Raw genomic sequence first — 13,169 nt, forward strand, 5'->3', positions numbered from 1 at the left:
TGATGTTATAAGATTTATTCTTAAACTGTAAACTTTCCTACTAATTGTTTAAAATTCTCTTCATTTTTCTCTAACCAATTAATAAATTCTAGATTCTCTTCTTTTATAGTTTTTGCTAATTCAAATAAAAATTGTGGAACTTCATCTTGAAGTATATCTCCATAGGAATCACCTAATCTAGTAATGCCTTCACCTAATGCACCCTTAACATTAAGCTCAAATACATTTTTAGACTCATTATTTATTCTCTTCATCTTACCTTGAAAACCTATAGTTCCAATCTCATGTACTCCACAGGAATTCGGACATCCTGATATATGAACTTTTGGTAATATATCTTCAGTTAAGCCTTCTTTCTTGAATTTAGCTATTATTTCATGTAAGGTTTTTTGCCCATTTAATATACCTATTTGGCATGTAGGTACACCAATGCAAGCTACTGATTGCTCTAATCTAGTTTCTCCACCTAATGCTTTTGTAAGATCTATCAATCTTTCAGCTTCTTGTCCGTTAAGATTTCTAATATATAAACCTTCATTCATAGTAAGTCTTACTTCTGTTTCCTCTATATTCTTTAGTTCATCCAAGAACATTTTTAAAACTGATAACTTTAATTGTCCTCCTATTGGATGGAAGTACACACTATACAATCCTTCTTGTTTTTGTTTAAAAAGTCTAAGACTATTTAAGTCTGTATTAATTCCTTGCTTTGCTACTTCTTTAGTCACTAAATCTAATTCTAAGTTCCCTGTTTCCTTAACTTGTGCCAAATGTTTCTTATAACATTCTATAAATTGCTCAGCTCCCATTCTTTCAACTATGTATCTAATACGGGCCTTGCCATGATTTTCATAATCACCTTCTGCAATAAATAGATTAGTTATAGCTTCAACATGGTATAAAACATCCTTAGGTTCAACTAATTCATCAAATGGTACTGCTAGTCTCGGATTTCTTCCGATTCCACCACCTATATATAATTTAAAGTATTCTTTATTATTTTCTTTTACTGCTAAGAATCCTAAATCCGTAACTGTTGCATGCGCCTCATCTGCATTACTGCTTGCAAAAGCAACTTTAAGTTTTCTAGGCAATTTATAGCTTCTTATCTTACTTACAAAATGTTCATTAACTTTTATAGCATATGGAGTTACATCAAAAGCTTCCTCAGGATCAACCCCTGAAAGTGGTGAAAGTGCTACATTTCTTGGAAAGTTTCCACCAGCGCCTCTAGTATATATCCCTTCCTCTAGTCCTGCTAACATAATCTCACATATATCATCTATTCCTAGACCATGAAGTTGTATCGCCTGTCTAGTTGTAAGATGTATTCCCTCAAGATTATATTTGCTTGCGAAATCATATATTAATTGAAGCTTATCAGTGGATATTACTCCTGAAAAAGTTCTTAGTCTCACCATAAATTCTGTTCCACTCCTGTGAGCATATACGCCCATGCCACCTGAAGTTTTCTTAAAATCATTCCTATTTATTTCACCTTTTAAAAACTTGTGCCCCACTTCTCTAAAATTCTCAATATCGCTTATTAATTGCTGTTTTAAATTTTCCATAAATTTCACCCCAATAAATTTAGTTATATTTCTGCTGATTATACATTCTTATACAAAAGTATACTACTATATCTATTTCAAGTAAAACTATGAATTTAATCATAAATCTATTTAAATACTTAAAACAGGATGAAAGCTTCTTCTCTCATTATGTAAAGCACCAATGCAACTCAAGTATCCTTATAAGAATAATAGGATTAAATAATCTTATGCTTTATAAAGCTATTGTAAATCCCCCCTTCATCATGAGTATCAGTGATATCATATGCAATCTCTTTCAATTTTTCGTTTGCATTTCCCATAGCTATACCATACTCTACAAATTGAAGCATTTCAGAATCATTAACACCATCTCCATATGCATAGCAATCTTTTCTAGATAAATTTAGATGTTCAAGAAGCATCTCTATCGCTACAGCCTTATGTATTCCAGGAAGTGATAGCTCACCACTATTTTCTCCAAAAGCAGCGATAGAAGTTTGAATAACATTAAACTTCCCTTCGAATTCTTGTTTTATCAATTCTATTGAAACCTCCGAACCTAAGAAAGATATCTTATTAATATCACTTCTAAACAAATCCTCATCTTCTATTAAACACTCTATAAAAGGAGACAATCCTTTCTCAAGTTCTTCTCTTTGCTTAGAATCTAGATTAGGATCTCCAAAGAATATTTCTCTAAGATGACTTTTACAATTCTTACTTGCATATAATCCACCATTAGATTCTAGATAAAAATCTATATTATTGTCATTGAAATAAGTCACTAGATGTTTTACATCATCATCTTCTACTCTCTTATGAAATAGTACATCTCCTCCTATTTCAATATATCCACCTGCAGCAGCTATAACTCCATCAAAGCCAATTTCCATTATATGATCAAAAAGCTCTGCCTTCGAACGGCCTGTACACAAAAATACATAATGACCATTTTTCCTTGCTTCCTTTACTGCGGACTTTGCACTTTCTGGGATAATTCCATTATCATTTACTAAGGTACCATCAACATCTAAAAATATTACTTTCTTGCTCATTTTATTTCTCCCTTTACATAAAAAGAAGGTCAACTTTTACATCAACCTTCTAATTTACTTTATATAAATACTATTAAACTAAATCTTCTCCATTAGAAGCAATAACTTTCTTATACCAGTAGAAGCTCTTCTTAGGTCTTCTGCTCATATCACCATTTCCATCATTGTCTTTATCTACATAGATGAACCCATAGCGTTTTTTCATTTCTCCAGTAGAAGCACTTACTAGGTCTATACAGCCCCACATAGTGTATCCCATAAGTTCAACACCATCCTTAACCGCTTCTTCCATTTCAACTATATGATCTCTTAAGTAATCAATTCTGTAATCATCATTAATTGAACCATCATCTTCGATTACATCTACTGCACCTAATCCATTTTCAACAACCATTACAGGTATTTGATATCTATCGTAAATATGATTCAAAGTCCATCTTAATCCTTTAGGATCTATCTGCCATCCCCAATCAGAAGCCTTTAGGTATGGATTCTTTAACCCTCCTAGTAAATTCCCTTTTGCTTCTTCTTGTTTAGCTGGATCAGCACTTACTGCATTAGACATATAATAACTAAATGAATAGAAATCCACAGTACCTTCTTTAAGTATATCTAAATCTCCAGCTTCCATTTTGATATCTATACCCTTTTCTTCAAAATGACGAAGCGCAAATCCTGGATAGTATCCTCTCACCTGAACATCTCCACAAAGCATGTTTTGTATTTGATCTGCCTTTTGTGCTAATAATATATCATCTGGATTACAAGTAAGTGGATAAAGAGTCATATATGCTATCATACATCCAATCTTAAAATCAGGATTGATTTCATGTCCTAATTTCACTGCCTTTGCACTGGCTACAAATTGATGATGTAGTGCTTGGAATCTTAGCTTAGCAGAATCTTCTCCTTCTTTAACTAATACTCCACCACCCATGAAAGCTCCAAAATCAATAGTTAAGCAATTTATCTCATTAAAAGTAAGCCAGTACTTTACCTTATCTTTATATCTTTTAAAAATTGTTTCGCAATATCTTACATAGCATTCTATAACTTCTCTGCCTGCCCATCCATTATACTTTTGAGTAAGTCCAAATGGAGTTTCATAATGAGATATTGTTACTAATGGCTCAATTCCATTTTTCTTTAATTCATCAAATACATCATCATAGAACTTTAAGCCTTCCTCATTTGGCTCTAATTCATCCCCATTTGGAAATATTCTTGTCCAGTTAATTGACATACGAAAAGTCTTAAATCCCATATCTCCAAACATTTTTATATCTTCTTTATAATGTCCATAGAAATCAATTGCTTCATGACTCGGATAATATGTTCCCTCTTCTAAAATAGGAGTAATTCTTCTTGGACTTGTATGCGTCCCACCTGTCATCATATCAGCAGTGCTTGGACCCTTGCCGCCTTTGTTCCATCCACCTTCGAATTGGTTCGCAGCAGTTGCTCCTCCCCATAAAAAGCCCTCTTTCATTTTCATAAAAAATACCTCCTAAAAGTTCAAAATTTTATTATCTATTACATTAAATCTCTAGTTGTTTACTACATGTAAAGTATTCTATACATACATTATAACCTTTTCATATGACTGAATTTTTTCTAATTTTGAAAACATTCAGTCATAGAGATTAATCGATAAATTACTAAATCTATTTGAACTATTCTTAAATTTTTACGTATATAAAATGTATTATACAAATTGCATTCCTTTCATCTAAAATTATGATAAGATATATAAACACATTTGTTTAGCTCAATAATCTCATCATAAAATCTTTATAAGGAGAGCTTATATTATGCGATACGCTAAAGTATTGTCTATACTAGTTCTATCATTAGTTGTAATAACCCTAGGATTTTTAAACTATACTAACACCCATACTCCATTGACTACACCAGAAGTAATATTGACTTATAATAAAGAAAAAATTTCTTCAGTACATGGAGAACATGTTTGGATGGATACCCCACTCGATGGAAATAGCTGGAGGATGGGATGATTATCATTGGACAAGTGACATATTTAAGTTTGTTGTTGAATAAATAAATTTGGGATATAAAACACCCCTGCAGGTAATTTTATATCCCAATATTTTATATAAAAAATCCTTAGGTTAGTACCCTTAGATTTGTTTACACATATACCTCGCAAACTTTATGTTAAGAATGTCTGGTTTAACTATATATTATTTAAATACCTTTACTCTTTCTTCTAATGGTTGGAACTGCTTTTCACCTGGTTCTGCTGTTGGTTTTCCAAATGGCATTTGACCGATAAGCTTCCAATTGTTAGGTATACTCCATTCTGCTTTTACATCCTCTTCTATAAGTTCATTGTAGTGTTGCAAGGAAGCTCCAAAACCTTCTAGCTCTAATCCTGTCCATACAACAAATTGGTGCATTCCACTTGCTTGCTGTGACCAAACTGGGAAGTTATCTTTGTATAGAGCAAATTGCTTTTGTAATGATTCAACTACACTATTATCTTCAAAGAATAAAACTGTTCCGTATCCATTTCTAAATGAGTTGATTTTCTCTTCAGTAGAACCGAATTGATCAGCGGGAACTACTTTTCTTAAAGCTTCTTTTGTAATATCCCACAGCCTATCATGCTGACCTCCTAATAATAAGACTACTCTTGCACTTTGTGAGTTAAATGCTGATGGTACATATTTTACTGCTTTTTCAACTACTTCTTTGATTTTATCATCAGAAACTACTGCCTCTTTACTAATTCCATAATATGATCTTCTAAGTTCTATTGCATCATAAAAATTCTTTTCCATTTTCTATTACCTCCGATTAAAATTATATATTTTATATTCTACTATTTTTTTATTTTCTTAAATAAAATTTTAATATACTATTGTTATTAACTAACTTATTGTAACTTGGTATATTTAAATTATATGATTATAATTCTCAATAGTCAAGTATTTTCATAAAACTTTTTATACGTTTTGCACCATAACCTATTAATAAAAATAAAAATGAAAAACATAAAAGATCTATACTATATCTTTTATGTTTCTATGGTGTACTATATTCATCTTATCTATTCTTATGCTTTTATATTCTCTTTTTATTGCTTTTAAACTATAAAAAAGTCACTGAAGCGACCTTCTTCAGTGAGCTTTTTTGCGCATCTGCCTTTCCGAATGAACATGAGGAAAATTTGGCAGGCGACATAATTTTATCTTTTACTGTATTCACTATCTTTGTCCTAATTATTCAGCTATAGAAGATAATCTTTCTAGATCAGCAATTATAACTCTTACTAAATCAAGTTTTCCTCGTGCATAATCCTTATCCTTTAAGTATTCCATACCTAGTTCAATACATTTTTCCGTTTCTTTATATTCACTTAATAATCTTTCTAATTCACTCATTAATAACACCTCTAAATTTTAATAAAATCACACCTGATTGAATTTGAACTAATATATCTTAGCTTTACCAATCTTTCTCGGTAGTGCAATACCGTGGGACATCCGCCGAAAACTCGATACTTCCCATCCTCGTCAACTTAAAGATTTTTCGATTCCATTAAGTCCTGGCGCTTTATTTTTATAAAAAGTTTCGAATTTAAGTTTTATTCTAATAATATTTCTTAATTCACATGACCCCCTCTCTATTAATAATATGTAAATCTCACATTTATTGAACCTTTTTCTTTTGTAATTAAATTTTAGCACACTATTTTTATTTTCAACTCTGTTTCATTGAAATTTATTAATTCATTAAAATTACAAAGAAAAAATCGTTGAAGAGCTATCCTTCAACGATTTTTTTACGCATCTGCCTTTTCTGAACGTATGAAACAATCTTACAGGCGACATAACTTTAATGGCTATCAAAAATTTATATAATTTTATTAAATAAAGTTAAATATTCAGCATATCCTTCTTCTACTAATTTTTCTTTAGGAATAAATCTCAAAGCTGCAGAATTAATACAATATCTAAGACCACCTTCTGCTTCTGGACCATCCGTAAATACATGCCCTAAATGTGAATCCGCATCTGCGCTCCTTACTTCTACTCTACGCATATTATGTGTTAAATCAGCTTTTTCCTTTATGAAGTCATTATTTATAGGTTTCGTGAATGCTGGCCATCCACAGCCTGAGTCATACTTATCATTAGATGAAAACAAAGGTTCACCAGACACGATATCAACGTATATACCATCCTCTACGTTAATATCATATTCATTTGTGAATGGTCTTTCAGTTCCATTATTTTGAGTTACTTCATATTGGATTGGAGTCAATCTTTCTCTTAATTGTTCATCACTTTCTTTTTTGTATTTATTATTTACCAAAATCTTTCCCTCCTGTAACTATGTTAATTTTTTATTTACTCTTTAGCTCTACTAATTTTATATAATTAGTATTTATATCTCTGTAGGTTAAATACCTATCACATACGTTCACATCTGTAACACCTTTTGCATCTACTAATTTCTTCTTTGACGAATCAACCTCATCAATTACATATATGCCTTCATTATTAGAGTAATATATCTTACTATCTGCTATATTAACACATATAACGTCTTTCTCTAATACTTTATCCTCCTTAGTATCTATATCCTTCATGTGTAATTCACCTGTTGGATGACTAAAGTAGTTATAATTTATATCTTTATCATTTAACATAAAACTATACTGATATTTTTGAGTGGCTTGAGAGTACTTAGGTATCATTTTGTCTTCGGGATTTTTTATTAATATTTCGCCAGTATTTAAGCTTCTTGATTTTAAATAATCATAATCTATACTTGAGCTTTTATCACTTACAATTTCATATTGAAAATACTTTTCTGTTGAGCTATCTGGATAGTATTCTTTGTAAAAAATCTCTTTGTTATTTACATCAAGTATATCTGCGTATTTTCCTTGAGATAGAACTTTATAATTCTCTCCATTACTATTTACTCTAAAAACTTCAGTATAATACTCCGAGTTTATATATCCAGTTAGTTTTGTTCCTATTATAGCATCATCAATCACCCTGAGATTATAAAATGTAGTTATAAGATTTTTTTCTTCTTTTACATCAGTCAACTTTTTCTTATCTGTTCCATCTAGATTCATTTTATAGAGATTATTATTATCTTCTCCATTTACAAAATAAATAGTTTTATCTTTTTGAACCATATGAGATTTGTTATTTATGTTACCTTCTGTATTACCTGTAAACTTTACTATGTCTAACTTACACTCTACAGGTTTATTGATTAGCTCTAGATTTCCGCCTAATATATATGTTCCTGCTGTATCAGTAGTAAGAGGCTTAGCAAACCACTTTACTTTAAATTCTACTTCTTTTTTATTAATAGTAATTGCCTTTACTGTATCTGGCATTACTAGGCTTTGACCTTCGTAAATTTTTATGCTCTCTTTATTAAATTTTAGCGAGTTTATTATTTCATCTATACGTGACTTAAAAGCTTCTTTATCACTTGTCTTTTCTATATTATCCTTTAATAAAGTTATTGCTCCCACAATATCTGCTTTACCTTCTAATGCTTGCGATTTCATTAGTATAGCTTCATTATCTTTATCAGATATCTTAAGGACCTTATCACAATAAGCTATAGTGTCTTGATATTTTTTTGAGTTCATATTCATCTCTGCCCTCTTTATGTAGTAAAAAGTTTTTATCTTATTTAAGTTCATAGCTATTGAAACTATTAATACTAATACTACTAAAGCAGAGACCAACATAATTATAGGCCTTTTTAAACCTTTTTTGCTTTCTATCTTTTCTGCTTCTGCATCATTATTTGATTCATCCATCCCCATTAAACTCCCTCCAAAAAAGCTTTCTTATTATTATACTTTTCTAAAGGCTTGGTTATTACTGGATAAGAGTCATAACTTATTTTTATAAACTTTAAGGAACAAAATTCTTTAATCCGAGTACAATATTATTAAGATATTTTAGAAAGGATTACTGTATAAAAAAGAACATAATAGTAAAAAGGTGCCCAAAAATCTGGACACCTTTTTATATTAATTATTAGCTTTTAGCTCAATTAATCTAGCTAAATCATGAGCCATTTTATCTATTTCTTCTTGGTTCTCTCCTTCAAGCATAACCCTTACTAATGGTTCTGTACCTGAAGGTCTTATAAGAACTCTTCCTACGCCGTGAAGAGCTTCTTCTATCTTCTTTATTTCATTCTTTATTTCTTCATCTTCTTCATGTATATTCTTCTTTTCATTAGGAATCTTTGCATTTGCAAGAACTTGTGGTAATTCATGCATTATAGATGCTAGTTCACTTAAAGTCTTACCGCTTTTCTTCACTATTGAAGCCATTTGAAGTGCAGTAACTAGACCATCACCTGTAGTATTGAAGTCTAAGAATATAATATGCCCAGATTGTTCTCCACCAAGTACATATCCACTCTTAACCATTTCCTCAAGAACATATCTATCTCCAACTTTAGTGTCTATTGTTTTTATTCCTTCTCTTTCACAAGCTAACTTAAGACCTAAGTTACTCATTACAGTTACTACTAATGTATCATCTTTTAATCTTCCTAGTTCTTTCAAATGTTTTGCACAAAGAGTCATTGCGAAGTCCCCGTTAACAAGCTTACCTTTCTCGTCAACTGCAAGGCATCTGTCTGCATCTCCATCAAATGCAAAACCTACATCACAACCTTTTTTTATTACATAATCCATTAGCTCTTCTGGATGAGTTGAACCACAATTTTCATTTATGTTGGTTCCATCTGGATTATCATTTATAACGAATACATCTGCTCCAAGATCTCTAAAAGCTTGAACAGCAGCAGAATAACATGCACCATTAGCACAATCTAAAGCAACTTTAAGTCCTTCTAAGTCAAAAGCTATTGTTTGCTTTGCAAATTCTATATAATCTTCTAAAGCTCCAACTTCTCTTCTTTTTCTTCCAACATTTTCTCCTGTAGGACTTGGCACCCCTTCAAAATTACTTTCTATAACTCTTTGTATTTCATCCTCTAATTCATCTTGAAGTTTATACCCTTTATTATCAAAAAACTTAATCCCATTGTATTCTACTGGATTATGGGATGCTGATATCATTATTCCAGCATCAGCTCCGTATTCTCTTGTTAAATAAGCTATTGCTGGAGTAGGTACAACTCCTAGTGCTACTGCTTCTGCTCCCACTGATAATATCCCTGCAACTAAAGCCGATTCAAGCATATCACAAGATATTCTTGTATCCTTTCCAACTAATATCTTAGGTTTATGAGTTCCCTCTGTTAATACATATGCCCCAGCTCTTCCTAAGTTATAAGCTGTAAGTGCAGTAAGCTCAGTATTAGCTATACCTCTAACTCCATCAGTTCCAAACATTCTTCCCATATAATATATACCTCACTTTTGCATTTTTACTTTTTTGTACAGATAACTTCCTTCATACTTAAATTTATATTTTCAAACCATTTCAAAAAAACGGTGCGAGTTTTGAAAATTTTTTTACATTGAAGTAGTTAATCTTTAAAGAGTTCTTTTATTAAAAACTTAATTTACACTTATTCTAAAACTTCTACTTCTAAAAACCTTAGCACATGTATAAATTAATAGTTGAACTTGGAACTCTATATATGACTTATTTTATCAAATTAAAGTTATGCTTAAACACATAACTGTTTAATTTGACAAACAGGCTATAAATAGCCCCTAGTGTATATTATATGAATGTTACTACAATTAATCAACAACGAAGAAATTACAATACGTTTAATTTTTAAACAAAATTCTCTCTAAACTTTTTATTTCTCCCTTTAATATCCAGATAGCCCTCTTTCTCTACATTTCCCCTCAACCTTCATAAAGATAAAATATCCAAGCCAAAGCAATACAAACATGAATCCACATAGTATTACGAATTGCATTCTAAGGTCAATAATAGACTTTTGTCCTACAAGTATTGCTCTAACACTATCATTAAGGTATGTTAGCGGAATAGCAAAAGCTATTGGTAATAAATATTTAGGAAATATTTGAATGGGAAAATATCCTCCCGAAAATCCTGATAAAAGAGAATTTGATATATCTACAACGGTATTGGCATTTTTTAATATCAGAACTAAACTTGCCATAATTAAACCAAGTCCAATTAATGATATAATTCCTGGACACATGTATAAAAGTGCTTTTATAATATTACCATTTATATTAAACCCAAATAAAAAGTGACAAACTATACCGGTAACAACTACTTCAACTGTACATCTTAAAAATTCGAATATAGAACTTGATACAACTAGTATTGTTCTATTAACAGGAGCAGTCCAGTTAGATTCCAATACTCCATCCATCATCTCATCCTTCATGGAAAAACCAACACTCCACATTGCTGCTCCACTATAAGCGGAAATCATAAATCCAATTACTAGAAAGCCCATATAATCAGAACTTCCAGTATATGCTTGAAATCCACTTAAGCTATTTCCATTAGAAAAGACTTTAGACATAAAATAAAACGGGCTTAACCATATTATTGGATCTACTATAAAGAAAAATATATTTAGCGGATACCTAAAATATATTTTAGCTTTCATTATAAAACGTGCTCTAATAACTCTCATAACTTTTTTTAACTCCAAGTTAACACCTCCCTAAAACCTTTCTAAAGACCCCTCCATCTTTACTTTTCTCTCTACTAAAACAAAAACTAATCTTCCTATTATAAGATATATCAAACTTACTATTAGACATGTTACTATCTGATTCAATGCTGATTTTATCCCTTCACCTTCAACCATTACTTTTCTAGCAGCTTCAATCCCATAAGTAAATGGAAAAACTTTAGATAAGGCTTGCATCCATTCAGGCATAACACTAATAGGAAAGGATATTCCACACAGTATCATAACCAAGCCTCTCACTAGTTGCACTGCTATATTAGCATCCTTAAGCCAAAGTACAAGACTTGCAAATATCATTCCAAATCCAATTACCCCTGGAATCATAACAATAAATATAGCCAGCCATTCTAATAAATTACCTGAAAAATTCATTCTATAAATAAAGGTATACTCAACCATACTTACAAATATATAAGTAAATCCTATAAATATATTTACTAAGGCTCCACCAATTAGTATATCAATCTTTTTTATTGGACAAAGCCATAAAGACTCTAGAGTTCCTCTTCTCTGTTCTTGTCTTAAAAATGTTCCGAAAGTCCACATCATAGTATTAACCCACATGTATACCATAACTCCTACCGCTATAAAAGCAGTGTAATTAGTAGTTCCTGCTATCTCTTTAAAGGTATTAAGTCCTCCTTGATCTGGTCCAGAAAGTCCAACTGCACTTAATATATATATTATAGGAAACATAAGGGGCCATATTATAAGCCCAGGTATCCAGTCTTTATACCTTGTGACTTCAGTAAACTCCTTCCTTCCTACAGCAAGAATAGTTCGTATTCTATTCATAACCTCACTCCTAATCCCTAAGTTTCTTTCCTGTAAGATGTATAAACACATCTTCTAAGGATGGTATAACAACATTCATACTTCTTATTGATATCCTATTTACCCCAAGGAAGTCTATTATTTCTTGAACTATATTTTCTTTTTCATCATGATGTATTAATACTTCATAACTATTTCTTTCTTCCATGTAACTTACAGTTGCACTTTTTATATTTTCCAATTTTTTAAGTTTAGAAGTTATTTCATCAGAAATACTATTAACTTCAATCTTTATACTTCTTACATCACTTATAGTCTTTTTAAGGTTATCTGGTGTATCTAAAGTTATTATTTTTCCTCCATCAACTATAGCAATTCTATCACATAGAAAATCCGCTTCTTCCATATAGTGTGTTGTTAAAAGTATAGTCTTACCTTCATTTTTAAGGGATGTTATTATCTCCCTTAAATTTAATGCAGATTGAGGGTCTAATCCTAGAGTTGGTTCATCTAGCAAAACCACTGGTGCATCAGGGATTAGAGCTTTACCAAGCGCAACTTTTTGCTTCATACCCGTTGAAAACTTTTCTACTGTTTCATCTGCTTTTTCGATTATATCTAACTTTCTTAATATTTCTTCAGCCCTAAGTTTAGCTTGTTTTTTAGAAAATCCATACAAAGCTGCAAAATACTCTAAATTTTCTCTTGCTGTAAGTTTCCAGTAAATACTTCTATCTCCAGCAAGTACTGTACCTATCTGACTTAATGCTTTAGAAGAATCTTTTTCCACATCAACTCCATTTACTAGTACTCTTCCAGACGTAGGTCTTAGAAGCCCTGTAATCATTTTTATAGTTGTAGTTTTTCCCGCTCCATTAGGTCCTAAAAGCCCAAATATCTCACCTTTATATATATCAAAGGATACACCTTCAACCGCTATAAATTCTTTCTTCTCAATAACCTTAAGAAATTTCTTTTTTACAGATATGAAAACTTTCCTTACATTCTCAACTTGAACCACTTTTTGCATTTTTTTACATCACTCCTTCTAAAAAAATTGATACCATCGGTATCAATTTATATTTCTAAATTGTTATCCTATACAGATAATCCA

The 13,169-nt window shown here is 31.1% G+C and carries 12 protein-coding genes; 1 reads left to right on the forward strand and 11 read right to left on the reverse strand.

The genetic code is table 11. The annotated features are described in order from the left end of the window. Positions 1-20: 20 nt before the first annotated feature. From JHL18_RS17825 to JHL18_RS17835, 3 genes are all read right to left on the reverse strand, one after another. Complete coding sequence (locus JHL18_RS17825; RefSeq protein WP_200271725.1) at positions 21-1,571, reverse strand: nitrite/sulfite reductase; 1,551 nt, start codon at positions 1,569-1,571, stop codon at positions 21-23. Between the two features lie 197 nt (positions 1,572-1,768). Beyond that, positions 1,769-2,608, reverse strand: a complete 840-nt coding sequence (locus JHL18_RS17830) for a Cof-type HAD-IIB family hydrolase (protein WP_200271727.1) — start codon at positions 2,606-2,608, stop codon at positions 1,769-1,771. A 73-nt stretch (positions 2,609-2,681) separates the two neighbouring features. Continuing rightward, a complete protein-coding gene (locus JHL18_RS17835) occupies positions 2,682-4,103 on the reverse strand; it encodes a glycoside hydrolase family 1 protein (protein ID WP_200271729.1) in 1,422 nt (473 codons plus the stop codon). Positions 4,104-4,419: 316 nt separating this feature from the next. On the opposite strand from JHL18_RS17835, the gene JHL18_RS17840 reads away from it, so the two are divergent. After that, entirely contained in the window at positions 4,420-4,623 is a 204-nt protein-coding gene (locus JHL18_RS17840) for a hypothetical protein (RefSeq protein WP_200271731.1), read from the forward strand. Positions 4,624-4,809: 186 nt separating this feature from the next. On the opposite strand, the gene JHL18_RS17845 is transcribed toward JHL18_RS17840, so the two are convergent. The 8 genes from JHL18_RS17845 to JHL18_RS17880 form a co-directional block, all read right to left on the reverse strand. Beyond that, positions 4,810-5,409, reverse strand: coding sequence for a nitroreductase family protein (locus tag JHL18_RS17845; protein ID WP_200271733.1), 600 nt, complete (start codon positions 5,407-5,409; stop codon positions 4,810-4,812). A gap of 441 nt (positions 5,410-5,850) precedes the next feature. Beyond that, positions 5,851-6,012 (reverse strand): hypothetical protein, encoded by a 162-nt coding sequence (locus tag JHL18_RS17850; protein ID WP_200271735.1) that lies wholly within the window; start codon positions 6,010-6,012, stop codon positions 5,851-5,853. A gap of 472 nt (positions 6,013-6,484) precedes the next feature. After that, complete coding sequence (msrB, locus tag JHL18_RS17855; RefSeq protein ID WP_200271737.1) at positions 6,485-6,946, reverse strand: peptide-methionine (R)-S-oxide reductase MsrB; 462 nt, start codon at positions 6,944-6,946, stop codon at positions 6,485-6,487. A 31-nt stretch (positions 6,947-6,977) separates the two neighbouring features. Beyond that, the gene (locus tag JHL18_RS17860; protein WP_200271739.1) at positions 6,978-8,432 is read right to left on the reverse strand and encodes a DUF5050 domain-containing protein; all 1,455 of its coding nucleotides are present in this window, start codon (positions 8,430-8,432) and stop codon (positions 6,978-6,980) included. Positions 8,433-8,642: 210 nt separating this feature from the next. Next, the gene (gene glmM, locus JHL18_RS17865; RefSeq protein WP_200271741.1) at positions 8,643-9,992 is read right to left on the reverse strand and encodes a phosphoglucosamine mutase; all 1,350 of its coding nucleotides are present in this window, start codon (positions 9,990-9,992) and stop codon (positions 8,643-8,645) included. 422 nt (positions 9,993-10,414) lie between these two features. Further along, a complete protein-coding gene (locus JHL18_RS17870) occupies positions 10,415-11,239 on the reverse strand; it encodes an ABC transporter permease (RefSeq protein WP_200271743.1) in 825 nt (274 codons plus the stop codon). Positions 11,240-11,251: 12 nt separating this feature from the next. After that, positions 11,252-12,076, reverse strand: coding sequence for an ABC transporter permease (locus JHL18_RS17875; RefSeq protein ID WP_200271745.1), 825 nt, complete (start codon positions 12,074-12,076; stop codon positions 11,252-11,254). Between the two features lie 10 nt (positions 12,077-12,086). Next, on the reverse strand, positions 12,087-13,085 hold the full coding sequence (locus JHL18_RS17880; RefSeq protein ID WP_200271747.1) for an ABC transporter ATP-binding protein: 999 nt from the start codon (positions 13,083-13,085) through the stop codon (positions 12,087-12,089). Positions 13,086-13,169: the final 84 nt, after the last annotated feature.

The sequence above is a fragment of the Clostridium yunnanense genome, assembly GCF_016595795.1.
GTDB classification, from domain to species: Bacteria; Bacillota; Clostridia; order Clostridiales; family Clostridiaceae; genus Clostridium_AR; species Clostridium_AR yunnanense.

Excerpts from the sequence above, each read along its gene's own strand:
- JHL18_RS17845 (WP_200271733.1), bottom strand. The coding sequence starts at position 5,409 with ATGGAAAAGAATTTTTATGATGCAATAGAACTTAGAAGATCATATTAT.
- JHL18_RS17875 (WP_200271745.1), bottom strand. The coding sequence starts at position 12,076 with ATGAATAGAATACGAACTATTCTTGCTGTAGGAAGGAAGGAGTTTACT.
- JHL18_RS17840 (WP_200271731.1), top strand. The coding sequence starts at position 4,420 with ATGCGATACGCTAAAGTATTGTCTATACTAGTTCTATCATTAGTTGTA.
- JHL18_RS17825 (WP_200271725.1), bottom strand. The coding sequence starts at position 1,571 with ATGGAAAATTTAAAACAGCAATTAATAAGCGATATTGAGAATTTTAGA.
- JHL18_RS17850 (WP_200271735.1), bottom strand. The coding sequence starts at position 6,012 with ATGAGTGAATTAGAAAGATTATTAAGTGAATATAAAGAAACGGAAAAA.
- JHL18_RS17835 (WP_200271729.1), bottom strand. The coding sequence starts at position 4,103 with ATGAAAATGAAAGAGGGCTTTTTATGGGGAGGAGCAACTGCTGCGAAC.
- JHL18_RS17880 (WP_200271747.1), bottom strand. The coding sequence starts at position 13,085 with ATGCAAAAAGTGGTTCAAGTTGAGAATGTAAGGAAAGTTTTCATATCT.
- JHL18_RS17860 (WP_200271739.1), bottom strand. The coding sequence starts at position 8,432 with ATGGGGATGGATGAATCAAATAATGATGCAGAAGCAGAAAAGATAGAA.
- JHL18_RS17830 (WP_200271727.1), bottom strand. The coding sequence starts at position 2,608 with ATGAGCAAGAAAGTAATATTTTTAGATGTTGATGGTACCTTAGTAAAT.
- glmM (WP_200271741.1), bottom strand. The coding sequence starts at position 9,992 with ATGGGAAGAATGTTTGGAACTGATGGAGTTAGAGGTATAGCTAATACT.